The sequence below is a fragment of the Ancylobacter sp. FA202 genome (assembly GCF_000380205.1).
Taxonomy (GTDB): Bacteria; Pseudomonadota; Alphaproteobacteria; order Rhizobiales; family Xanthobacteraceae; genus Ancylobacter.
In genome coordinates this window covers 1,706,511-1,728,906 of sequence record NZ_KB904818.1, presented here as the reverse complement: position 1 = coordinate 1,728,906, position 22,396 = coordinate 1,706,511, and the positions used below count along the sequence as shown (strand labels likewise).

Sequence of the window (22,396 nt, the reverse complement as noted above, 5' to 3'; positions counted from 1 at the left end):
ATAATGTTGCAGAGGTGGTCTGTCACCCTTGGTCCACAACTTGCTGCGTAAGCGCGGTACCGGACCCGACGCCAGCGCCTGCGCAGGAAGCGGGCAGTGTCCCGCCAGTTCTCTAAGCGTCCGCCCGCTTTCTCGCCACTGCCGCCTTCACGCATCACGTGTGATTGAATGTAATATTGTATGTAATTTGATTGTTTTGATGATTCTTTTTGCATTCTGTCAATTGGCACATTGATTGCAATTCACCTGGCGTACCCGGCGCAGAGCCGGCCCGATTGCAGCCCATGGCCGGCCCCCGCCGGCCCATTGCAGCAGCCAAGGAGAGCGACATGGCCACCATCACCGTGCCGGCCCATGCCAAGGGCGACGTGCTCGTCGATTATGAGGACAAGAAGTTCGAGGACGTAAAGGCCGCCCCCGGCGAGAAGGCGCTCGTCACCTTCCACACCGTCGCCTTCGAGGGCTCGATCGGCCTGGTGAACCTGCTGCAGGCCTCGCGCCTGATCCAGAAGGGCTTCGAGACCTCGGTGCTGCTCTATGGCCCCGGCGTCACGCTCGGCGTGCAGCGCGGCTTTCCCAAGCTCGGCGACGAGGCGTTTCCCGGCCATCTCAACTTCAACAACCGCATCGAGAAGATCCTGAACGATGGCGGTAAGGTCTATGCCTGCCGCTTCGCCCTGCAGGCGCTGTACGGCCATGGCGAGGGCGCGCTGATCCCCGGCATCGTGCCGATCAGTCCGCTGGATGTGCTCGACATCGTGCTGCTCCACCGGCGCGAGAACGCCTTCATCCTCGATACCTGGACGTTGTGACGGCTTTTCACTGACCGAGCGATCCCGGATCGGCGGCAGGGCCGCCGTCCGGGATGACGCCCGAGGCCGGAGGAGGCCGCCATGGCCGAGATGAAAAGTGCCGAAAGACCCAGCGCCGAAAAGCGCATCGTGCGCGTCGCCGCGGTGCAGATCGCGCCCTCGCTCGACAGCCTGGAGGGCACGCTCACCCGCGTGCTCGCCGCGCTGGAAGAGGCGGCGGGCAAGGGGGCGCAGCTTGTCGTGTTCCCCGAAACCTTCCTGCCCTGGTACCCCTATTTCTCCTTCGTCCTGCCGCCCGTACTGACCGGGGCGGAGCATCTGCGGCTTTACGAACACGCCGTGCTTGTCCCCGGCCCGGTGACGGAGGCGGTGAGCGCCAGCGCCCGCCGGCTCGGCGTCGTCGTGGTGCTGGGGGTGAACGAGCGCGACCATGGCTCGCTCTACAATGCGCAGCTGATCTTCGACGCCGATGGCTCGCTCAAGCTGAAGCGCCGCAAGATCACCCCCACCTTCCATGAGCGGATGATCTGGGGCCAGGGCGATGGCGCCGGGCTCAAGGTCGTCGACACCGCCGTCGGCCGCGTCGGCGCGCTGGCCTGCTGGGAGCATTACAACCCGCTGGCCCGCTACGCGCTGATGACCCAGCACGAGGAAATCCACGTCGCCCAGTTCCCCGGCTCGCTGGTCGGGCCGATCTTCGCCGAGCAGATCGAGGTGACGATCCGCCACCACGCGCTGGAATCGGGCTGCTTCGTCGTCAACGCCACCGGCTGGCTCACCGACGAACAAATCGCCCGCATCTCCCCCGACGAGCGGCTGCGCAAGGCGCTCACCGGCGGCTGCATGAGCGCGATCATCTCGCCCGAGGGCAGCCATGTCGTGCCCCCGCTCACCACAGGCGAGGGCATCCTGATCGCCGATCTCGACATGGCGCTCATCACCAAGCGCAAGCGGATGATGGATTCGGTCGGCCATTACGCCCGGCCGGAACTGCTCAGCCTCCACCACGACACACGCCCGGCCGTGCCCGTCCACACCGCTGCCGGGGCCCCTTTCCCCGTCCAGACAGGGAGCGTTTCCGATGAAGCCGATGGATCTCGCCAGCGAACTCACGCCGCTGCCGACGCAGCAGCTGATCAACGAATTGCAGTCCTACGGGGTGCGGCTGGTTGATCCCCGCGCCGGCGCGGATTCGCGCCGGGGCGGGGCCGGGCCTTCCGACCACAAGGCGATGACGCTGGACGGCATGACGGTGATGGTTCCCGTCCACACCGCGCCGGCCTTCGAGAGCCCCTATCTGGTGGAAAAGCCGGACGCCTATGGCCGCAGCCGCATCAGCCGCGACGGGCTTGTGCTGGGCGAGGTGTCGTTTCCGCTGCAGCCGAAATTCTACGGCCTCACCACGGCGGATGGCATTCCCTATTCCAAGATCGCCGTGCTGCATGGGCGCGACGTGCTGGCGACCACGGTGCTGCAAAGCTGCATCCGCTACCAGAGCCGCACCAAGACCTGCCAGTTCTGCGCCATCGGCCAGTCGCTCGCCGCCGGCCGCACCATCGAGCGCAAGACCCCCGCCCAGCTCGCCGAAGTCGCCAAGGCTGCCGTGGAACTCGATGGCGTGAAGCACATGGTGATGACCACGGGCACCCCGCCGGGCAAGGACCGCGGCGCGGCGCTGCTCACCGAGAGCGCGGCGGCGGTGAAGGCGGCGGTGAACCTGCCGATCCAGGTGCAGTGCGAGCCGCCCGATGACGATGCGTGGTTCGCCCGCATGTTTGAGGCCGGCGCCGACGCGCTCGGCATGCATCTGGAAGCCTGCACCGAAGAGGTGCGACACCAGATCATGCCCGGCAAGGCGCAGGTGTCGGTCGAGCGTTATTTCGAGGCCTTCGCCGCCGCCGTGCCGGTGTTCGGGCGTGGGCAGGTGTCGACCTATATCCTCGCCGGGCTCGGCGACAGCCGAGAGGACATCCTCTCTGTGTGCGACCGGCTCACCCGCATGGGCGTCTATCCCTTCGTGGTGCCCTTCGTGCCGATTTCAGGCACGCCGCTGGAAAGCCACCCGACGCCCACGCCCGCCTTCATGAACGCCATCCTCGGCCCACTCTCGGGGATGCTGCTGGCCACCGGGCTGAAATCCATTGACGTTAACGCCGGCTGCGCCAAATGCGGCGCCTGCTCGGCGCTCTCCACCTATGAGCGGCAGGCCCTTGGTCGGGAAGAGCTGCGGCAGGGGGACAGGCAGCACGGGGGCTGCGCATGATGTACGGCACCTTCCGCCCCTTTCGCGCTGCCGATTTCCAGGTGAAGTTCGCCACCCAGACCTGGGAGAAGCGCGGCGCCGCGCGCCTGCGTCACGAGGTGTTCTGCGACGAGCAGGGCCTGTTCGCCGGCGACGACCGCGATTGTATCGACGACATCGCCATTCCTATTGTGGCCGTCTCGCTGCTCGGGCTGCTGGCCGATGATGTGGTCGGCACGGTCCGCATCCATGAGGCCGAGCCGGGCCTGTGGTGGGGCTCGCGCCTCGCCGTGGCGGAGGATTATCGAAAGGTCGGCGCGCTGGGCGCGGCGCTGATCCGCCTCGCCGTCTCCTCGGCTCATGCGCGCGGCTGCACCCGGTTTCTCGCCCATGTGCAGGCGCAGAACGCGCTGCTGTTCCGTCGCCTGCACTGGAAAATGGTGGAGGAGAAGGAACTGCACGGCCGGCCGCATGTGCTGATGCAGGCCGACCTTGCGCATTACCCGCCGATCCTCGACGCCGAAACCGGCTTCCACGCCCAGCCCAGACGGGCGGCGTGACATGGAAGCGCGCGCACTGAGCACCCGCTTCTCCGACGTCGCCTTCTCCGAGGTGGTAAGCCGGCTACGCACCTCGGCCGGGCTCGCCTCCAAGGCCGATATCGCTCGCGCCGCCGCCCGGCTCGGCTTTGACGGGCGCGAGGCGATCCGGGTCGGCGACGACTGCGCCGCGATCCCCGATGGCGACGGTTATCTCCTCTTCGCCATTGAAGGCTTCATGAACGAGTTCGTCGCCACCGACCCCTGGTTCGCCGGCTGGTGCGGGGTGATGGTCAACCTTTCCGACATCGCCGCCATGGGCGGGCGCCCGCTCGCGGTGGTGGATGCGGTGTGGGCCAAGGGCGAGGACGGCGCCGCCCCGGTGCTGGAGGGGCTGCGCGCCGCCTCCGCCCGCTTCGGCGTGCCGATCGTCGGCGGCCACACCAATCTGGCCAGCGATCGCGGCCAGCTCTCCGTCGCCGTGCTCGGCCGGGCGAAAAGGCTCCTCACCTCCTTCGACGCCCGCCCCGGCGAGGTGCTGGTGGCGGCGATCGATCTGCGCGGGCGCTACCGCGAGCCGTTCTCGAACTGGGACGCCGCTACCGACGCCCCGGCCGAGCGCCTGCGCGGCGACCTCGACCTGCTCCCCCGTCTCGCCGAGGCCGGGCTGGCCCGCGCTGCCAAGGATATCAGCCAGGGTGGGCTGGTGGGCACCGCCGCCATGCTGGCGGAAGGGTCCGGCGTCGGTATCGAGATCGACCTCGACGCGGTGCCGACGCCTGAAGGGGTCGATCCGGTGCGCTGGCTGATGACCTTTCCGAGCTTTGGCTACCTTGTTCCCACTGCACTGACTGTCCACCCCACTGTCCTCACTACCCTCAGGGAGCGCGGCATCGCCGCCGCCGTCATCGGCACCGTCACGGCGGAGCGCAAGGTCACGGTGAAACAGGGCCTAAGCCACGAGACGATATGGGATTTTTCCCGCGCGCCGCTGATTGGCTGCGGGCCGGCGGAGGATGCGGCATGACGCGCCCGCTGCGCCGCCCTCTTCGCATCGCCCTTCTCGCCCATTCCACCAACCCGCGCGGCGGCGTCGTCCACGCGCTGGAACTCGGCGAAGCGTTGGTACGACTGGGTTTCGAGGCGGTGGTGCATGCGCCCGACCCGAAGGGCGCGGGCTTTTTTCGCCCCAGCCTGTGCGAAACGGTGAGCGTGCCCGCCGGCCCGGCGGGCGGCGACATCACCGGCATGGTGCGCCAGCGGATCGGCGAATATGTGAGCCATTTTAATGTGTTGGAGAATCGCCGCTTCGACGTGTTCCACGCCCAGGACGGCATCTCCGGCAATGCGCTGGCGACGCTGAAGGAGCGCGGCGTCATCCCCGGCTTCGCCCGCACGGTCCACCATATGGACGCCTTCCGCGATCCCGAGCTTAAGGCCTTGCAAAATAGATCGATTTTCGCCGCCGACCGGCATTTCGTCGTCAGCCATCTCTGGCAGGGGCTCCTCGCCGAGCGGTTCGGCATCGCGGCCGCCATGGTCGGAAATGGCATTGATATCAAGCGCTTCTCCCCCGTGCCGGACGGTCGGGAGGCGGCGCTGGCGCGGCGTCTGGGGCTTGATGTCGGGCCTGTCGTACTCAGCATTGGCGGGGTGGAAGAGCGCAAGAATACCACCCGCATCCTGGAGGCCTTCATCCAGCTGCGGGCTATGCACCCGCGCGCCCAGCTCGTTATCGCCGGCGGCGCCAGCCTGCTGGACCATCACGAATACGCGAATGAATTCAAGGCACTGCTCGCATCCTCCGGCCTGCCGGCAGAGGCGGTGATCCGCGCCGGGCCGCAGGCGCAGGAGGATATGCCGGCGCTCTACCGCCTCGCCGACGTCCTCGCCTTCCCTTCGGTGAGGGAGGGGTTCGGCCTGGTGGCGCTGGAGGCGATGGCCTGCGGCGTGCCCACCGTGGTTTCCGCCATCGCGCCCTTCACCGAGCATATCGGCGCGGAGGAAACCGTGTGGTGCGACCCGCTGAACGCCGGCTCCATCGCCAACGCGCTGATGCTGGCCCTGCAGCCTCAAACCCTTGCACGCCTTGCGCAAAAGGGGCCGGAGGCCGCCGCCCGCTTCGACTGGGCCGCCACCGCCCGGGCGCATTTGCCCACCTATGAGACCCTCGCGGAGCCTGTCCATGCCTGAAATGCGCTTCACCATCCGCTGGCCGGACGGCACGGTCGAGGGTTGCTATTCCCCCTCGCTGGTCATCAAGGACTACCTTGTCCCCGGTGAGAGTTACAAGCTGCTGGAATTCCTGGAGAAATCGCGCGAGGCGCTCACCATCGCAAGTGATCGCGTCGAGGCGCGCTACGGCTTTCCCTGCTCGCGCGCGCTGGGTCAGCTCGCCCGCATCGAGGCCGCCGGCCGCACATTCGCACCCCTTCCCGACGCCTGCGTCGCCGTCGAGTCCTTCGACGAATGAACCGGAGAGACCCCATGAACGAGAACCGCGTCACGCATTACCCCGTGGTCATCGTCGGCGGCGGACAGGCCGGGCTGTCCACCAGCTACCACCTCTCCCTTCAGGGCATCGACCATCTGATGTTCGAGAAGCACCACGCGATGCACGCTTGGGAAACGCAGCGCTGGGACAATTTCTGCCTCGTCACGCCGAACTGGCAATGCGACCTGCCCGGCCATCCCTATGCCGGTCCGGACCCGGACGGCTTCATGAAGAAGGAAGAAATCCTTCGTTATCTCAAGGAGTTTCGCACTAAGGTCGATCCTCCCATCCGCGAGGGTGTGAGCGTGCGGCGGGTAACGCCCCGGCCGGAAGGCGGCTTTCTCGTCGCCACCAGCGCGGGCGATTTCAGCGCCGACAATGTCGTGGTCGCCTCCGGCGGCTATCACGAGCCGATCGTGCCGCGCATGGCCGAGCGCCTGCCGCCGTCGATCACGCAGATCCACTCGGCGCAATACCGCAATGCCGGCCAGCTTCCCGAAGGGCCGGTGCTGGTGGTCGGCTCCGGCCAGTCCGGCGCGCAGATTGCGGAAGACCTTCACCTCGCCGGTCGCCAGGTGCATCTGGCCGTCGGCAACGCCCCGCGCTGCGCCCGCTTCTATCGCGGCCGCGACGTCGTCACCTGGCTCGCCGACATGGGCTATTACGACATGCCGGTGGAAGAGCACCCGCTGCGCGAAGGCGTGCGCGACAACACCAATCACTATGTTACCGGCCGCGACGGTGGGCGCGACATCGACCTGCGCAAATTCGCCCTTGAAGGCATGGAGCTCTATGGCGCCCTGCGCGCGTTCGACGGGGAGCGGCTTCTCTTCGACGCGAACCTCGCCCAGGCGCTCGACGATGCCGACAGGACCTATAACGGCATCAACGCCGCCATTGATAAACATATAGCGCAGAAGGGGTTGGAGGCGCCGCCACCCTCGGTCTACGAGGCTGTCTGGCAGCCGCCGGAGGAGCGCCCGACGCTCGACCTTGCCGCATCCGGCATCGCCTCGATCGTCTGGTGCATCGGCTTCCGGCCTGACTTCCATTGGCTTGACGCGCCGGTGTTCAACGGCGCCGGCCACCCCCAGCACCGGCGCGGCATCACCGCGCGCGAGGGCGTGTACTTCATCGGCCTGCCCTGGCTGCACACATGGGGTTCCGGCCGCTTCGGCAGCGTCGGGCGCGATGCCGCACACATCGTCGCCCATATTGACGCGCGGGCGCAGCTGGCCCGCCGGGGAAGCGCCGCATGAACCTGGTCCCGTCTCCCGGGTTGTTTGCGACCCCGCCGGCGCTCATCGCGGAGGCAACGGTTCAGCTCGGCATGCCGCAGCTCTGTCTCGGCGGTCTTTCGGAAACGTGGCTGCTCAAGGAGTTGGGCCATCGCCACTGGATGGCCCTGGCGGCAATGGCCGGCCGCGCGGTTCCCGATTTCCGCGACGCCGACGGCGCTCCGGTCTACGCCGCCTTCAGCGCGCTATCGGTGGAGGACGCCGATTTCGCCTCGCTCCGTGAAAATGACCGGCTGACCATCCGCAGCGAGACCTGCCGCCTTTCCCGCACCCAATGCGCCAGCCGGCATGATCTCGCCTGCCGGGGGCGCGCCGTCGGTTCGGTGCATCTGGTGTCCGCCTTTGTGCGGCGCGCGCCCGGTGGCGGCAACCATACGGTGGCGCGCGTGGCACTGGACGGCTTTCCCGCCCCGCCCGTGATGGGTGCGGGCCGGCGCGAATCAGCGCTCGCCGCCCGCGCCGCTTCCTTCCGCGCTGGCCGCGGGGCACCGGATGCGCGATTCGGATCCGGCCTTTCCTCGGAACCGGAGGCGGTGCTGGAGATCGACCCGTGCCCGGCGCAGGACTTCAACGGCGCGGGCTTCCTCTATTTCACCAGCTTTCTTGCCTTCATCGACCGTGCCGAATGGCAGTTCGACGGACGCCGCGCGCCGCTGGCGACCACGCGCGCGCGCGAGGTGTATTTCCACGGCAATATCGATCCCGGCGAGCGGGTGGTGGTGCGCCGGCTTAAGGGCGAACGCCAGCCGGGAGAGCTGTTTCATCACTGCCGCCTGGAGCGAGCCGGCGATGGCGCCCGCCTCGCGGACGCCTTCACGCGCCGAGCGCTGTGAGGTTCGAAAGGCCCGTCGCGACCGGCGGAAAGAGACGCTGTCATCGGCCTGTGAGAAATCTGCGAAACCCCGTTGCATTCTCTGCGAGGCTGGGGCATAGAGACGGCCCGTTCGGGGCCGCAGACAAGCGGCGCGGGACGGCGGAGCGGGCGGGTGTAGCTCAGGGGTAGAGCACAACCTTGCCAAGGTTGGGGTCGTGGGTTCGAATCCCATCGCCCGCTCCAATTTTACCCAATAAAATCAGATGGATAACAAGCGCCCTTAGGGGCGTTTTCTGTTTTGACTTGTCGGCCGCGCGCGCGAATCTGAGCGGATCAGTGCGCCCGGAAGAGAGTGTCCGCATGCCATGGCGTGGGGTGCAAAGCGCTCGGTGGAGCGCCCCAGTTGCCGCGGCGCGTTCGTAAAAACCGGCGCCTGCCGTCTCCTTCTGCGCCATCACCGCACCGGTGAAAGTCGGTTCGCCGGATGCTCTCCAGCCTTTTGCTGTTACGCATCTTCATCACGCGAACCGGAACCCATTTCGCGCAAAAATGGTCTAACTCTGGCCGAGCGAGACCAGCCAGTCGTGCAGCCGAAGGGGCGAGGCGTCACCCTCGCTGCCCTGCCACTGCGCCATGTGCGGGCGCACCACCGCCAGGGCGAAGGGAGCGGCGGCGAAGGCGATGCCCTCATACTGGGCGAAGTTCTCGAAGCGGGCCCGCACCCCGCCCGGCAGCGGCGCGAGGCTTGCCACTTCCAGCAGGCCAAACGGCACGGTCAGCCCGCAGCGCAGCGCCTTGGAGAGCGCTTCCTTCAGGCACCACAGCAGCAGCAGGCGCTGGGGTTCATTAAAGGGCAGGGCGGCGTGCGCCCGTTCCCGTTCCCGCGGCGTGGTCTGCTCGCGCAGCGCGCCAAGCTGCTCAGGCGCGGCCCGCTCCAGGTCCACGCCCATCGGGCAGGATTCGGGGTGCGCCACGGCAAGTGCCGCCCCGCCGGCATGGGCCAGCGTGACCTGCAGATTGGCCCGGCCCGGCAGCGTGGCCACGGGCTGCTCGAACAGGCCCGGCAGGATGCGGATGTCGCGGGCGGCAATGCCGGGCGCGAGCAGGCCGAGAGCGTTCTTCGCCGCCCATCGCCCGGCGAGGAGCGACTGGCGCCGGGCGGGGGCGAGCCGCTCGGTCAACAGTGCCGCCTCCTCGGGGGCGAGCCAATCAGGCGCCGCCGCGTCCAGCGCCTCCAGCGGCGCCGCTACCAGCGACATGGCGCAGGCGAGGGTGCGGCCGCCGGCCTGGAGGGCGAAGGCGGCCTCGCGGGCGAAGACCGGAGAGGCGGCGCCGGGGACGGTCATGTCACGCCGAGGCCGACGTCGCTGCGGTCGCCGGCTCGGACTCGTCGCGATGGCTGAGCAGCAGGTAGAAGGCGGGCACCACGAACAGGGTGAACAGCGTGCCGATGGACAGGCCGGAGGCGATGACCAGACCCATATTGTAGCGCGAATTGGCGCCCGCCCCGGTGGCGATGATCAGCGGGGTCACGCCCAGCACCATCGCCGCCGTGGTCATCAGGATCGGCCGCAGGCGGATGGTCGCCGCCTCGATGACCGCCTCGCGCTTGGCGAGCCCCTGCTTGCGCAGCGTGTTGGCCACTTCCACCATCAGGATGCCGTGCTTGCTCACCAGACCCATGAGCGTCACCAGGCCCACCTGGGTGTAGATGTTGATGGTGGCGCCGCCAATGCCGAGCCAGATGAAGACCAGCGCGCCGGCGAGCGACATCGGCACCGAGACCAGGATCACGAGCGGGTCGCGGAAGCTGTTGAACAGCGCCGCCAGCACCAGGAAGATGATGACCAGCGCCAGCGCGAAAGTGGTGACGAAGCCGTTCGATTCCTGCTCCAGCTGGCGCGAGGAGCCGGCGAAGTCGTAGCTGTAACCCGACGGCAGCGAGCGGGCGGCGATGGCCTCCAGTTCCGCCAGCGCCTCGCCATCGGACACGCCGGGCATGGCGATGCCGGAAATGGTCGAGGAATTGAGCTGCTGGAAATGGTTCAGCGACTGCGGCACGGTCTTCGTCTCGATCCAGGCGATGGTCGAAAGCGGGACCGAGGTGCCGTCCGAGGCCTTGATGTAATAGTTCAGCAACTGGTCGGTGTTGAGCCGGTGCTGCTGCTTCACCTGCGGGATGACCTTGTAGGACTTGCCGCCGAGATCGAAATAATTGGCGTAGTTGCCGCCCAGCATGGTGGCCATGGCGGCGCCGACATCGCTCATGTTCAGCCCCAGCGAGGAGACCTTGTCGCGGTCGAAATGGATGGCGGCGTGCGGCTGGTCGATCTTCATGTCGCTGTCGAGAAAGATGAATTTGCCGCTCTTCATCGCCTCGCCGAGGAAGTTCTGCGAGGCCTCGTAGAGCCGCTCATAGGTGTCGTTGGACTTCAGCACGAACTGGATCGGCAGGCCGCTGCTGCCCGGCAGGGGCGGCAGCTGGAAGGCGGCGACGCGCACGCCGGCGATCTTGTTGAACTCCTGCTGGATCAGCGGGGCGAGCGCCAGTGCCGAGACGCTGCGCTGGTCCCAGGGCTTGAGCACCCAGCCGCCGATGACCTGCCCGGGCATGTCGATCTGGAAGACGAGGTCGGTTTCCGGCCGCTTGTCGAGAATGTCGTAAATCTGCTGCACGTAGAATTCGCGCTGCTCCAGCGTCGCATTCGGTGCCGCGCTCATCATGGTCAGGATCACCCCCTCATCTTCCGGCGGCGCCAGCTGCGAGGTGGAGTTGGAGTAGAGCCAGTAGATGCTCGACAGCACCAGCGCGCCGAACAGAATGGTGAGCGGCAGCACGTGCAGCGAGGCGGAGAGCGCGGCGCGGTAGACCCGGGTGACGGCCTTCATGGCGCCGTCGATGGTGCGGACCATGCGCGCCTCCACCGTGCGCGCGGAGGGGTCGTAGGGCGCCAGCAGATAGGCGCAGCTCATCGGCGACAGGGTGAGCGCGATGACCGCCGACACCATCACCGCCGCCACCAGGGTGAAGGCGAATTCGGTGAACAGCGAGCCGGTGAGCCCGCCCTGGAAGCCCACCGGCACATAGACCGCGATCAGCACCGCCGTCATGGCGATGATCGGCCCGGCCAGCTCCCGCGCCGCGGCGATGGCGGCGTCCACCGGCTTGAGGCCCTGCTCCATGTGGCGGTTCACCCCTTCCACCACGATGATGGCGTCGTCCACCACCAGGCCGATGGCGAGCACCAGAGCGAGCAGGGTCAGCAGGTTGATGGAGAAGCCGAAGGCCAGCATCAGCGCGAAGCTGCCAATCAGCGAGAGCGGAATGGCGACGATGGGAATGAACACCGAGCGCCAGGAGCCGAGGAACACGAAGACGACGAGGGTGACGATCAGCGCCGCCTCGAACAGCGAGCTGACCACCTCGTGGATCGAGGTGTTGACGAAATCGGTGGCGTCATAGAGCACCGTGCCGGACAGCCCGGTTGGCAGGTCGGCGAAGATGGTCGGCAGCATCTCCCGCACGCCGGCGACGACGTTCAGCAGATTGGCGGAGGGTGCCACCTGGATGCCGATATAGACGGCGGACTTGCCGTCGAAGCTGGTGCGGGAATCGTAGTCGTCGCTGCCCAGCGAGACATTCGCCACGTCCTTCAGGCGGATCACCGCGCCGTCGACATTCTTGATGATGAGCTCGCGGAACTCCTCCACCGAATGCAGATTGGTGGCGGCGGAGAGCTTCACCTGGATCAGCCGGCCCTTGGTGGTGCCGACGCCGGCGATATAGTCGTTGGTCTCCAGCGCGGTCGCGACATCGGTGGCGGTGAGGCCGAGCGAGGCCAGCTTGTCCGGGTCGAGCCAGGCGCGCAGGGCGAAGTTCTTGCCGCCGAGGATTTCCGCCACCTGCACGCCGGCCACCGCCTGCAGCTTGGGCTGCACCACGCGGGCGACATAGTCGGTCACCTCGTTCTCGGCCAGCACCGTGCTGGAGAAGGCGATGTACATGGCATCGATGGTGGAGCCGGTCTTCAGCGCGAGGATCGGCTGCTGGGTGCCGTTCGGCAGCTGGTTCAACACCGAGCTCACCTTGGTGCTGATCTCGGTGAGCGCGTCGCCGGTATTGTAGTTCAGCCTGAGGTTGACGGTGATCGAGCTCACCCCGGTCTGGCTGGACGAGGTCATGTAGTCGATGCCGTTGGCCTGGGCGATGACGTTTTCCAGCGGCGAGGTGATGAAGCCTGCGATGATGTCGGAATCGGCACCGGCATAGGTGGTGGTCACCGTCACCACGCCGTTCTGCATCTCCGGATATTGCAGGATCGGCAGCGCGAACATGGCGCGCACGCCGATCACCAGGATCAGCGCGCTGACCACCAGCGAGAGCACCGGGCGGCGGACGAAGATGTCGGTGATGGGCATGGCCGCTCCTGTCAGTCCGACACGTTCGGATCAAGCTCGACCTTGGGAATGTGGCTGTTGTCGACTACGGCGGGGGTGCCGTTGCGCAGCTTGATCTGGCCGGCCACCACCACTGTCTCGCCCTCGCTCAGCCCGGAGGTGACGGCGATGAAGTCGCCGCGCGCCTGCCCCAGCTTGACGAAGGTCTCGCGCGCCACCAGCCCCTTGCCGTCGGCGGTCTTCTCCAGCACGAACACGGTCGAGCCATAGGGGTTGGCGACGATGGCGGTCTGCGGCAGGGTGACGAAACGCTCGGCGGCGCCGACGTCGAGGGCCACCTTGGCGAACATGCCCGGCACCAGCTTGCCATCCGGGTTCTTCAGCGTCGCCCGCACCTTGACGTTGCGGCTGCCGCTTTCGACCTTCGCATTGATGGCGCTTACCGTGCCGGGGAAGCTCTCGCCGGGATACGCATCCACGGTCACCTTCACCGGCTCGCCCACCTTCAGCTGCCCGAAGAACTTCTGCGGCACGAAGAAATCGGCGAAGAGCGGGTCGAGCGCCTGCAGGGTGACGATGGTGGTGCCGGCGCTCAGATACTGGCCGAGATCGACATTGCGAATGCCCAGCCGTCCCGTGAACGGCGCCTTGAGCGCGTAGTAGGAGACCAGTGCCTCCTGCTGCTTCACCAGCGCCTGCGAGTTTTTCAGATTGGCCTCGTCGGTATCGACCGTGGCCTGGCTCACCGCCTTGATCTTCAGCTGCTCGGTATCGCGCTTCAGGATGATGGCGTTGAGCTCCGCGGTGGCCTTGAGAGAGGCGAGCTTGGCGACCTGGTCCTCGGCGACCAGCTGCAGCAGCGGCGTGCCGGCCTTCACCGTCTGCCCGGACTCGAAGGCGAGCGATTCCACGACGCCGGAGACCTGGAGCGACAGATCGGCGCCTTCGGAGGCCCGCAGATCGCCCACCAGTTCCATGGTCGGCTGCCAGGTCTGCATCTGCGCCGGCTGCGCTGCCACGGTCTGCGCCGGGGCGCCGCCATGGGCCGGGGCGCCTGCCGGGGACATGCGCTCCTTCACGACATAAAAGGCCCCGCCGGCAAGGGCGGCGACGGCCAGCCACAAGATGACACGCGGTTTGCTCACCGGGATTTCTCCTTGCCAGTGCCGGGCTCGGGCGTGGGCGGCAGGTCGGGCAGGCCCGGCCGGGTGGCGGCGAGGGCGGGCCCGTCCGGCCCCTCGAAATAGCCGCCATTGCGAATGGCGGCGTCGCTGGTTTCGTCGACGCGGTTCCACCAGCCACCGCCCAGCGCCTGGAACAGCGCCACGGTATCGCTGTAGCGCATGGCCTGGGCCTGGATGCGGGCGATGACGGCGTTCTGATAGGCCTGCTGCGCCTCGATGACGATGGCGTAGCCGATGGCGCCGACCTTGAACTGTTCCTGCGCCATCTTCAGGCTGTCCAGCGCCGATTGTTCCGCCAGAGCCTGCGCACGCAGGGTGCCGGCGTCGTACTGCACGGCGCGCAGCGCGTCCGCCACATTCTGGAAGGCGGTGAGCACGGTGCTCTGGTACAGCGCATAGTCCTGCTCGAACGCGGCGACGCTGGCTTCCTTGGTGCGGTAGAGCTGGGCGCCGTCCATCAGTGTCTGCGCGATGCTGGCGGCGGCGGTCCAGGCGAGGCCCTGCGGCGTGAACAGCTGGCCGACGGTCAGCGCCTGCGAGCTCACCGACGGGGTGAGGGTGAATTGCGGCAGCAGGTTCGCCGTGTTGACGCCCACCGTCGCCGCCGCCTGGTGCAGCGTCGCCTCGGCCAGACGGATATCGGGACGCTGGCGCACGAGCTGCGAGGGCAGGCTCACCGGCAGTTTGCGGGGCAGGCGCAGGCTTCTGAGATCCACGCTCTCGCCGCGATCCTCACTGGGCAGGCGGCCGAGATAGGCCATGAGCTGGTTGCGGCCCTGGGCCAGCTGCTTCTGCAGCGGTGGCAGGGTCGCCTGGGTCTGCGCCAGCGTCGTCTGCTGCGCCAGCACGTCGGCCTGCGATACCGCGCCGACCTCGAACTGGCGCTGGACGCGGAGCAGCTGGTCGGTTTCCGCCGTCACGATTGCCTGGGTGGCGGCGATCTGCGCGCGCAGCGAGGCGTCGGTGATCGCTGAGGTGACGACATTGGCGGTGAGGGAGAGATAGGTCGCCTCCATCTCGAACCGTTGGTACTGCGCCTGCGCCTCGGCCGATTCCACCTGCCGGCGAATGCCGCCGAACACATCGAGCGTGTAGGAGACGTTCACCGTCGTCTCGTAGAGATTGTAGAGCGTTGGGGCGCCCGTTGTTCCGCCGGAGGCGGCGGTGATCTGTTCGCGCGTGGCCGAGACGTTGCCACTCACCTGCGGCACGAACTGACCCCGCACCTGCAGCGTCGTCTCCCGGGCCGAGCGCAGGGCATATTGCGCCGCCCGCACATCCGGATGGTTGCGCACGGCCTCCTCGACGAAGGCGTTGATCTGCGGCGAGTTGAACTCCCGCCACCATTGCCCGCCCACATCAAGCGCTTCGACGAAATTCTGCTGCGCGCCGCCGACGACATCGGTCGCCATCGCTGGCCGCAGCCGGGTCTCGACGGTGTAGCCGCTCACGTCAGGCGCCGGCGGGGCCTGGAAGTTGGGCCCCACCATGCAGCCCGCCAGCAGCAGCGGAGCGGCAATGGCGCTCAGCCGCCCCGCGAGCACTGCGGCGGCAGCCGGGCGCGCATGGCGGGGACCATGTGGCTTTGTCTGTCGCGTGCGAATCGGGGGGGCGCCCATGGCGTTATTCTACCTGCGCGCCGGGCAAGGCACGTCGAGAAAAGCGGCGATGGCCGCCGCTGCCTGCGCCGCCCCCTCACCCGAGAGCATGGATACATGGTCGCCGGCAACCGTGTTCACGCCGAGGAGGCGATCATTGAGGCGCGACCAGCCCATGTCGGGCGTTGCGAGGATCGCCCGGTCGGCCTCGCTGAGATCGCCCTGGTGCAGGCTGGCGGCCCGCACCAGGCACAGCGGCAGGTTGCGCGGCGCCCCCACAGCGGGGGCATAGGCGAGGAATGCCTCATAGAGGGCGCGGCTGGCGCGATAGGCCCGGCCAAGCCAGGCGACATTGGATTCCGGGGCGATCAGCCCGGCCTCGCGCATCCGCGCCCAGGCGAGGGCAAAGCGGGCCGCCTCGTCGAGCGGCAGCAACTCGTCGACGTCGAGATCGAGCGGGGTGCGGTGGTGGCGGGCCCGCACATCGGCCATCCGCAGCAGCCAGTGCGCCTGTGCGTGTTCCGGGTCCGGCGGCAGCACGGAGCGGCTGCCGAGCGGGGCGGGGGTGTCAATGATGACGAGCCGCTCGGGCGGGGTGCCGCGCGCGCTCAGCTGGCAGGCCATCTCATAGGCGACGATGCCGCCGAAGGAATAGCCGCCGAGCAAGCGCGGGGCCGGTACACCCCGGCGGGCCAGCGCGGCAAGGTTAGCCTCCGCCAGCGCCGCGACGCTTGCCGGTGCCTCCTGTCCTGGCTCCAGCCCCGGCGCCTGAACCGCCCAGAAGCCGGTTTCGGGCGGGAAGGCGCGGGCGAGTTCGAGGAACGCGCTGACATCGCCGGCGATAGGATGGACGCAGATGAAGGGCTCGCCGCCCCCGCCGGTGAGCGGTACCACCGCGTCCCATACCGGTTGCGAAGGGCCTGCACGCGACAGGGCGCGGGCCAGCGCGGCGGCGCTGCGATGCTCGATCAGCGCCGTGACCGGCACCGGGCGGCGAAGGCGCTCGGAGAGGCGCGCGGCCACGGTCGCAAGACCGAGCGAGGTCAGCCCGGCATCGAGCACGTCCTCGGTGAGGCCCAGGCGACGGCCGAGAATCGCCGAGAGCACGTCGAGCGCCGCTGCCTCCGTGGCGTTGGCGGGAATAGGCGCGGGCGCCTGCCGCTCCGCCTCCGCACGCGCCGCCGGCGCACCGTGCTCCGCCGCGCTGGCAACCGGGGCGGCGGCGGGGAGCGGCACCAGTGCGACCGTTTGCTCGATGGCGCCGGGAAGGGCGGCGAACAGCGCGGCAAACTCAGCAATCATCGCCTCGCCGAGGGCTTCGGCGGTGCCGTCCGTGTCCGGCAGCACCAGCGACAGGCCGACGCGCTCGCCCGGGATGACCACGCCGGTGAGGCTGTAGGCGGATTTCAGCGCGTTGTGCACGCTCTCCACTCGCAGCCCGCCGGCGCCGGTCCAGGCGTCGGAGCCCGCCGGCATGTTCTCCACCACCAGCAGCGTGTCGAATAGCGAGGAGGCGCGGTTGCCAAGGCCCGCGGCTTCCGTCACTTCCATCAGCGACAGCTGCGCCTGCGACTGCAGGGCGACGATCTGGCGCTGCATCTCCTGCGCGAGAGCAAGCAGCGGGCTTGAGGGCGCGAAGCGCAGGCGCACCGGCAGATTGTTGATGAACAGGCCTACCATCTGCTCGACGCCGGGCACCTGTGGCGGCCGGCCGGAAACGGTGGTGCAGAAGACCGTGTCGTCGACACCGCGCCGCACGCCCGTCCAAAGCCCCCAGGCCAGATGCGCCAGCGCGGCGATGGTGAGGCCGCGCCGGCGCGAGAGATCGCTCAGGGCCTTGCTCTGTGCCACCGAGAGCTGGCGGCGGACGGTCACATAGGCCGCCGCGCCGTGGCCACCCGCAAGCAGCGCCGGCTGGGCCGGCGCGCCGGCGAGAAGCGGGACGAAGGCGGCGCGCAGGCCGGCCCGCTCGAGGGTGGTGGTCCAGGCGATGAAATCGCGAAAACGGGCGGGCGGCGGCAGCGCCGGCGAAACGCCGCGCCGGAAGGCCTCATAGGCAGCGCGCGCCTCGCGCTCCAGCTGGGCGAGGCACCAGCCATCCGCCAGCATGTGGTGGAAGCTGGCGATGAGATAGGCCTCGCTCGCGCTCACCCGGATCAGGATCAGCCGGGCGAGCGGGCCGGCCTCCAGGTCGAAGCCCTCCCTACGGTCTTCCGCCAGCCGCTGTTCCAGCCGCTCGGCGCTGAAGCCCGGCCAGGTTTCCAGCTCCACCGGCGGGCGGGCGTTGCGGCGGACCAGCTGCAGCGGGCGCTCCAGCCCGCGCCAGCGGAACACCGTCCGCAGCACCGGGTGGCGCTCGAACACCAGCGCCCACGCCTTGCGCAGCGCGGCCACGTCGAGCGTGCCGCTGAAGCGCATGCAGCTCTGCTCGAAATTCACCGCCGAGCCCTGCCGGCTCAGCGAATGCAGCAGCATCGCCTCCTGCATGGGCGAGAGCGGGTAGATGTCCTCGATATCGCCGCCGCTTCCGGCCACTTCGTCCAGCGACGCCGCATCAAGGCCGGCGAGCGGGAAGTCGCCCGGGGTCAGCAGAGGTGCCGTCTGGTGCGGCGCCCATTGCGCGATGGCACCCAGGGCCTGCGCGATTGCCTCCAGCCGCGCCTGCGCCGCCGGGGCAGGCGCGGCCTGCGACCAGCCGAGCGCGAGGCGTCCGCCGCTCACCCGCACGGTGAGGCTGGCGCGTACCGAGGCCGGGACGTTCGGCGTGTGGGGATGCAGGCGGATCGCCGGGTCGTGGGCCGGGGCCGGCAGCAAGGCGAGGCCGATCGTGGGCGGCGCCAGACGAAAGGCCGAGCGCACGGCGCTGAAGGCGAGGCCGAGCGGCTCGGCGCGCTGGCGGGCCGACTTGGCCTCGCGCAGCCGCAGATCGAGCGGGCGGTCCGGTGGGCACGCCTGCAGCGGCAGGAGCGTATCGAGATTGGCGACGAGGCCGGCGGCTTCCGGCGCCCCGGCGGGCAGGGTGCGGCGGCCATCCACCAGCTCGATGGCGGGCGCGCCGCCCAGCGCCTCGCCCAGCGCCACCAGAAGCGCGTCGAGCAGCGACACCCCGAGCCGGCCCGGCAGGTCCTCCAGCAGCACGCGCGAGGTGCCGGCGTCGAGCACAAGCTCTGCCCCGGCAAAGGTGGCGGCGGTGGCGGCGAAGCCCTCCGGCGGGGCCTCGGCCTGCGCGGTCTCGCAGGCGATCGCCGCTTCGCGCACATGGGGGCTGGCGGCGTGGCTGGCGAGCCAGGCCAGCCAATGGGAGAAGCTCAGCGAGGGGGCCGGCTGCCGGGCGCTGTCCGGCCCTGCCGCCAGCGCGGCCTCCAGCTCGGTGGCGAGCAGCAGCAAGGCGCGGTCGTCGGCCACCGCCTCGTGCAGCGCCAGCACCACGGTGGAGCCAGCCCCCGAGGGGGCTTCCTGCTTCACCAGCGTCGCGGCGATGGTGACGCCCGCCGCGAGATCGATGCCGCGCGCCAGCCGGGCGCCGTGTTCGTTGATCCAGCCGTCGAGGTCGTCGAGCGTGCCCGCGGCCACGTCGACGAAGCGCACCGGCACGGCGGGGAGGAAATCCGAGACGGCGAGAGAGCGTCCGCTCGCATCCTCCACCCGAATAAGGCGCAGCGCGTCGTGCCGCTCGGCGAGGCGCTGGATGGCATAGCCGAGATCCACCGCCGAAACCGTCGCGGCGACCGTGACGCTGACGAAGCGGCAGGGATTGCGGGGGTCGCAGGCGGCGGCGATCAGCTCCGCCCCGTAGCGGGCACCGTGGCCCTGCGCCTGCACCGCCCGCTTGCGGCGCAGCGCGATGGCGGCGAGGCCCTCGATGGTCGGCTGGTCGAAAACGTCCTTCAGCTCGATGTCGAGCCCGGCTTCAAAAGCCCGCGCCACCAGCCGGATGGTAAGGATGGAATCGCCGCCGACATGGAAGAAATTGTCCTGGATCCCCACAAGCGGTCGGCTTCCGGCACCGCTGCCGAGCAGATCGCCCCAGATGCGGGCCAATATCCTCTCTTCCGGCGTGCGCGGTTCCAGCGGCGGCTCGGCCGGGGTATCGATTAGTTCCGCCGGCGGCAAGGAGCGGGCGTCGATCTTGCCATTGGCGTTCAGCGGCAGCTTCTCGAGCACCATGAAGGCGTGCGGCAGCATCTGCCGGGGCAGGCGCGCCTCCAGATGCGCGCGCAGTTCCCCCGCGGTAAGCGTCTGGCCCGGCTTTGGCGCGACATAGGCGAGCAGGTCGCGCTCGCCGCTTGGCCGGCGGGGGGCGAGAACGGCCGCGCCGCCGACTGCCGGGTGCAGCGCCAGCACCGCCTCGATTTCGCCGAGCTCGATGCGGAAGCCGCGGACCTTCACCTGCTTGTCGGCGCGGCCGAGGAAGACGATGTTGCCGTCCGCCCGCCAGCGGCCGAGGTCGCCGGTGCGGTACATGCGCGCCCCGGGCGCGCCGGCGAACGGGTCCGGGCGGAAGCGCTCGGCGGTCAGCGCGGCATCGCCGGCATAGAAGAGCGCAAGGCCGTCGCCGCCCAGCCAGATATCGCCCACCAGGCCCGGCGGCAGCGGCCGGCCCGTGGGGTCCAGCACATAGGCGGTGCTGTTGGAGATCGGCATGCCGATGGGGATGCTGAGCTCGTCTTCGGCGAGGCCGGCAATGTCGAACAGTGTGCTGAAGGTGGTGTTCTCGGTCGGGCCATAGCCATTGAGCAGCACCAGCCCCTGGTCGCGGCCCGCCGCCAGCACCGCCCGCGCCGCCACCGGATTGACCACGTCGCCGCCTGTTATGACCACGCGCTCGCCGGCGAAGGCGGCGGGGTCGAGCGCGGCGATCTGCTGGAACAGGCCGGCCGTGACCCAGAGCAGCGAGACGCGCGCCTCGGCCAGGAACAGGCGCAGCGCGCGCGGGTCCATCACCACGGTGCGGTCCACCGGCAGCAGCGTGCCGCCATTGAGCAGGGGCAGCCAGATTTCCAGCGTCGAGGCGTCGAAGGCGGGGTTGGAATAGACGGCGGCGCGCAGCCCAGGCGCCGCCAGCCCACGCGCCCGTGCCAGCCGCACGATGGCGCGGTGCGGCACACACACGCCCTTGGGGGCGCCGGTGGAGCCGGAAGTGAACATCACGTAGGCTGGGCTCTGCGCGCTCACGACGAACCCGGGGTGCGGCGCGGCGGTCTCGGCCTCGACCACGAGCTGCGCCCAGTCGAGCGTGGCGCAGCCGGCTGTGGCCAGCGTGTGATCGAGCACCACGGCGTGCCGGGCCCCGGTGATACGGGCGCGCTGGTCGCGCTGTTCGGCCGGAAAGGTCGGGTCAACCGGGGCATGGGCGGCACCGAGCGTCAGCACCGCCAGCTGCGCCTCGATAAGCGCCGCCGAGACGGGCAGGGCGAGAAGGGCGACGTCGCCCTGGCCCAGCCCACGGGCGGCAAGGACGCTCGCCAGACGGCGCACCCGCGCGGCGAGTTCCCCATAACTCAGCGCGACGCCGTTCTCCTCGATGGCGGGAGCGTGGGGATGGCGCTCGGCCTCGCGGAAGAACAGATCGATGGCGCTGGCCTCGCGCTCATAGGCAAGGGCGGTGGCGTTGAAGCGCGCCACCAGTGCCGCGCCATCCGCCGGCGCCAGCAGCGGAACCTCCAGCACCGCCTGGTCCGGCTCCCCGGCCAGCGCCTGCGCGAGACGGCCGAAGCCGTTCAGCACCGCCGCGATGGTCTGCGCCTCGAACAGGCTGGCATCGTAGCGGCACCACAGGCGCAGCCCGTCCTCGCCGCTCGCATAGACCACGGACAGATCGGCCTTCGCCTCCTGGTCGAGCTGCTCGGGCAGCCGCTCGAAAACCGTGCCGTCGCGGGCGATGAGCGGGGCGGAAGGTGGCTGCGCCGCGCCGAACAGCACCTGCAGGAACGGCGCTGCCTCGCCGCGCCGCTCGACGCCGCTTGCCTCGACGATGCGCTCGAAGGGCAGGTCGCGATGCGCCATCGCGCCGCGCAGCGCGTCGCGCAGCTGCGCCACCAACACGGGAAAGCGGGTGTCGTCGGCCAGCACGGCGCGGATCGGCAGCGTGTCCACCAGCAGGCCGACCATTTCGGCCAGTTCCGGCCGGTCGCGCCGCGAGGCGGGAATGGTGACGACGAGATCGTCCAGCCCGCTCCAGCGCCGCAGCACCGCGAACATGAGGGCGAGGTAGAGGCTGAACTCGCTGGTGCCCTCCTGCCGCGCCAGCGCCGCGAGGCGGGCCGCGACATCGCCCGGCACCTCAAGCTCGGCCTGGGCCGACGGCGCCCCGTGCAGGCCGCCCGGGCGCCGGTCATAGGGAAGGTCGAGCCGCGCCGGGGCACCCTGCAGCGCCGTGCGCCACGCCGCCATGGCTGCCTCCAGCGCCGGGCCGCCGGCGCCGAAACACTCCTGCTCCCAATCGGCGACATCGGGAAACTGCAGCGCCAGCGCGGGGCGAGGCCCCAGGCCGGCACCCAGCGCCGCGTCATAACCCGCCTTCAATTCGTCGAGGAACAGGTCGAGCGAGGCGCCGTCGCAGATGATGTGATGGAACACCGCCACCAGCGCCGCCCCGTCATCGCCGGCGCGCAGCAGCAGGAAGCGGGCGAGCGGCCCCGCCGAGAGATCGAAAGGCTCGTCCACCAGCGCCTGGGCCCGTGTGGCCATCAGCGCCGTAAAGGCCGGGCTGGCGAAGGGCAGTTCCGTGGCCTCCACGGCCAGGGGGAGTTCCACCTCATCGGCCACCGCCTGCACCGGGGCGCCGTCCACCAACGGAAAGGTCGCCCGCAGGCCATCATGGCGGCGGACCAGCGCGGCGAGCGCGGCGCGCAGCGCGGCGTCGTCCACCCGCCCCGAGAGCCGCACGAGAAGCGGCATGGCGAACAGGGTGCGCCCCGGCCGCAGCAGTTCCGCCATCCGGATCTGTCGCTGGCCGAAGGAGAGGCCGGCAATGTAGCCGCTCGCCATCAGCGGCCTCCCGGCAGAGGGGGGAGG

Annotated in this window: 14 protein-coding genes and 1 tRNA gene; 10 read left to right on the top strand and 5 right to left on the bottom strand. The window is 69.3% G+C overall.

From position 1 onward, the window contains the following. Positions 1-329: 329 nt before the first annotated feature. From A3M1_RS0107785 to A3M1_RS0107740, 10 genes are all read left to right on the top strand, one after another. The gene (locus tag A3M1_RS0107785; protein WP_018388397.1) at positions 330-812 is read left to right on the top strand and encodes an MSMEG_0572/Sll0783 family nitrogen starvation response protein; all 483 of its coding nucleotides are present in this window, start codon (positions 330-332) and stop codon (positions 810-812) included. A gap of 81 nt (positions 813-893) precedes the next feature. After that, the gene (locus A3M1_RS0107780) at positions 894-1,985 is read left to right on the top strand and encodes a Nit6803 family nitrilase (protein ID WP_018388396.1); all 1,092 of its coding nucleotides are present in this window, start codon (positions 894-896) and stop codon (positions 1,983-1,985) included. Beyond that, on the top strand, positions 1,903-3,075 hold the full coding sequence (locus tag A3M1_RS0107775) for an MSMEG_0568 family radical SAM protein (protein WP_018388395.1): 1,173 nt from the start codon (positions 1,903-1,905) through the stop codon (positions 3,073-3,075). Before A3M1_RS0107780 ends, A3M1_RS0107775 begins: the two co-directional genes overlap by 83 nt. Next, complete coding sequence (locus A3M1_RS0107770; RefSeq protein ID WP_026221207.1) at positions 3,072-3,614, top strand: MSMEG_0567/Sll0786 family nitrogen starvation N-acetyltransferase; 543 nt, start codon at positions 3,072-3,074, stop codon at positions 3,612-3,614. Before A3M1_RS0107775 ends, A3M1_RS0107770 begins: the two co-directional genes overlap by 4 nt. A 1-nt stretch (position 3,615) precedes the next feature. Beyond that, complete coding sequence (locus A3M1_RS0107765) at positions 3,616-4,620, top strand: sll0787 family AIR synthase-like protein (protein ID WP_018388393.1); 1,005 nt, start codon at positions 3,616-3,618, stop codon at positions 4,618-4,620. Then, positions 4,617-5,786, top strand: coding sequence for an MSMEG_0565 family glycosyltransferase (locus A3M1_RS0107760; RefSeq protein ID WP_018388392.1), 1,170 nt, complete (start codon positions 4,617-4,619; stop codon positions 5,784-5,786). The genes A3M1_RS0107765 and A3M1_RS0107760 overlap by 4 nt, the downstream gene beginning before the upstream one ends. Continuing rightward, a complete protein-coding gene (locus A3M1_RS0107755; RefSeq protein WP_018388391.1) occupies positions 5,779-6,066 on the top strand; it encodes an MSMEG_0570 family nitrogen starvation response protein in 288 nt (95 codons plus the stop codon). Before A3M1_RS0107760 ends, A3M1_RS0107755 begins: the two co-directional genes overlap by 8 nt. A 14-nt stretch (positions 6,067-6,080) precedes the next feature. Then, positions 6,081-7,346, top strand: a complete 1,266-nt coding sequence (locus tag A3M1_RS0107750; RefSeq protein WP_018388390.1) for an MSMEG_0569 family flavin-dependent oxidoreductase — start codon at positions 6,081-6,083, stop codon at positions 7,344-7,346. Then, positions 7,343-8,218: a Pnap_2097 family protein gene (locus tag A3M1_RS0107745; protein WP_018388389.1), complete on the top strand. Its 876-nt coding sequence runs from the start codon at positions 7,343-7,345 to the stop codon at positions 8,216-8,218. Before A3M1_RS0107750 ends, A3M1_RS0107745 begins: the two co-directional genes overlap by 4 nt. 149 nt (positions 8,219-8,367) lie before the next feature. Further along, positions 8,368-8,442, top strand: a tRNA-Gly gene (locus A3M1_RS0107740). A gap of 311 nt (positions 8,443-8,753) precedes the next feature. Here the strand turns inward: A3M1_RS0107740 and A3M1_RS0107735 are convergent. Genes A3M1_RS0107735 through A3M1_RS0107715 form a run of 5 tightly spaced genes read right to left on the bottom strand, consistent with a single transcriptional unit; the run spans position 8,754 to position 22,369 of the window. Next, the gene (locus tag A3M1_RS0107735) at positions 8,754-9,545 is read right to left on the bottom strand and encodes a 4'-phosphopantetheinyl transferase superfamily protein (RefSeq protein ID WP_018388388.1); all 792 of its coding nucleotides are present in this window, start codon (positions 9,543-9,545) and stop codon (positions 8,754-8,756) included. Between the two features lies 1 nt (position 9,546). Further along, positions 9,547-12,618, bottom strand: coding sequence for an efflux RND transporter permease subunit (locus A3M1_RS0107730; protein WP_018388387.1), 3,072 nt, complete (start codon positions 12,616-12,618; stop codon positions 9,547-9,549). Between the two features lie 11 nt (positions 12,619-12,629). Next, a complete protein-coding gene (locus tag A3M1_RS0107725) occupies positions 12,630-13,742 on the bottom strand; it encodes an efflux RND transporter periplasmic adaptor subunit (RefSeq protein ID WP_018388386.1) in 1,113 nt (370 codons plus the stop codon). Further along, positions 13,739-15,400, bottom strand: coding sequence for an efflux transporter outer membrane subunit (locus A3M1_RS0107720; RefSeq protein WP_371258740.1), 1,662 nt, complete (start codon positions 15,398-15,400; stop codon positions 13,739-13,741). The genes A3M1_RS0107725 and A3M1_RS0107720 overlap by 4 nt, the downstream gene beginning before the upstream one ends. 9 nt (positions 15,401-15,409) lie before the next feature. Continuing rightward, entirely contained in the window at positions 15,410-22,369 is a 6,960-nt protein-coding gene (locus tag A3M1_RS0107715) for a non-ribosomal peptide synthetase (RefSeq protein WP_018388384.1), read from the bottom strand. Positions 22,370-22,396: the final 27 nt, after the last annotated feature.

Bases quoted from the DNA above. Each gene is read 5' to 3' on its own strand.
- A3M1_RS0107730 (WP_018388387.1), bottom strand. From the start codon at position 12,618: ATGCCCATCACCGACATCTTCGTCCGCCGCCCGGTGCTCTCGCTGGTG.
- A3M1_RS0107755 (WP_018388391.1), top strand. From the start codon at position 5,779: ATGCCTGAAATGCGCTTCACCATCCGCTGGCCGGACGGCACGGTCGAG.
- A3M1_RS0107760 (WP_018388392.1), top strand. From the start codon at position 4,617: ATGACGCGCCCGCTGCGCCGCCCTCTTCGCATCGCCCTTCTCGCCCAT.
- A3M1_RS0107745 (WP_018388389.1), top strand. From the start codon at position 7,343: ATGAACCTGGTCCCGTCTCCCGGGTTGTTTGCGACCCCGCCGGCGCTC.
- A3M1_RS0107735 (WP_018388388.1), bottom strand. From the start codon at position 9,545: ATGACCGTCCCCGGCGCCGCCTCTCCGGTCTTCGCCCGCGAGGCCGCC.
- A3M1_RS0107750 (WP_018388390.1), top strand. From the start codon at position 6,081: ATGAACGAGAACCGCGTCACGCATTACCCCGTGGTCATCGTCGGCGGC.
- A3M1_RS0107765 (WP_018388393.1), top strand. From the start codon at position 3,616: ATGGAAGCGCGCGCACTGAGCACCCGCTTCTCCGACGTCGCCTTCTCC.
- A3M1_RS0107720 (WP_371258740.1), bottom strand. From the start codon at position 15,400: ATGGGCGCCCCCCCGATTCGCACGCGACAGACAAAGCCACATGGTCCC.
- A3M1_RS0107770 (WP_026221207.1), top strand. From the start codon at position 3,072: ATGATGTACGGCACCTTCCGCCCCTTTCGCGCTGCCGATTTCCAGGTG.
- A3M1_RS0107715 (WP_018388384.1), bottom strand. From the start codon at position 22,369: ATGGCGAGCGGCTACATTGCCGGCCTCTCCTTCGGCCAGCGACAGATC.
- A3M1_RS0107780 (WP_018388396.1), top strand. From the start codon at position 894: ATGGCCGAGATGAAAAGTGCCGAAAGACCCAGCGCCGAAAAGCGCATC.
- A3M1_RS0107775 (WP_018388395.1), top strand. From the start codon at position 1,903: ATGGATCTCGCCAGCGAACTCACGCCGCTGCCGACGCAGCAGCTGATC.
- A3M1_RS0107785 (WP_018388397.1), top strand. From the start codon at position 330: ATGGCCACCATCACCGTGCCGGCCCATGCCAAGGGCGACGTGCTCGTC.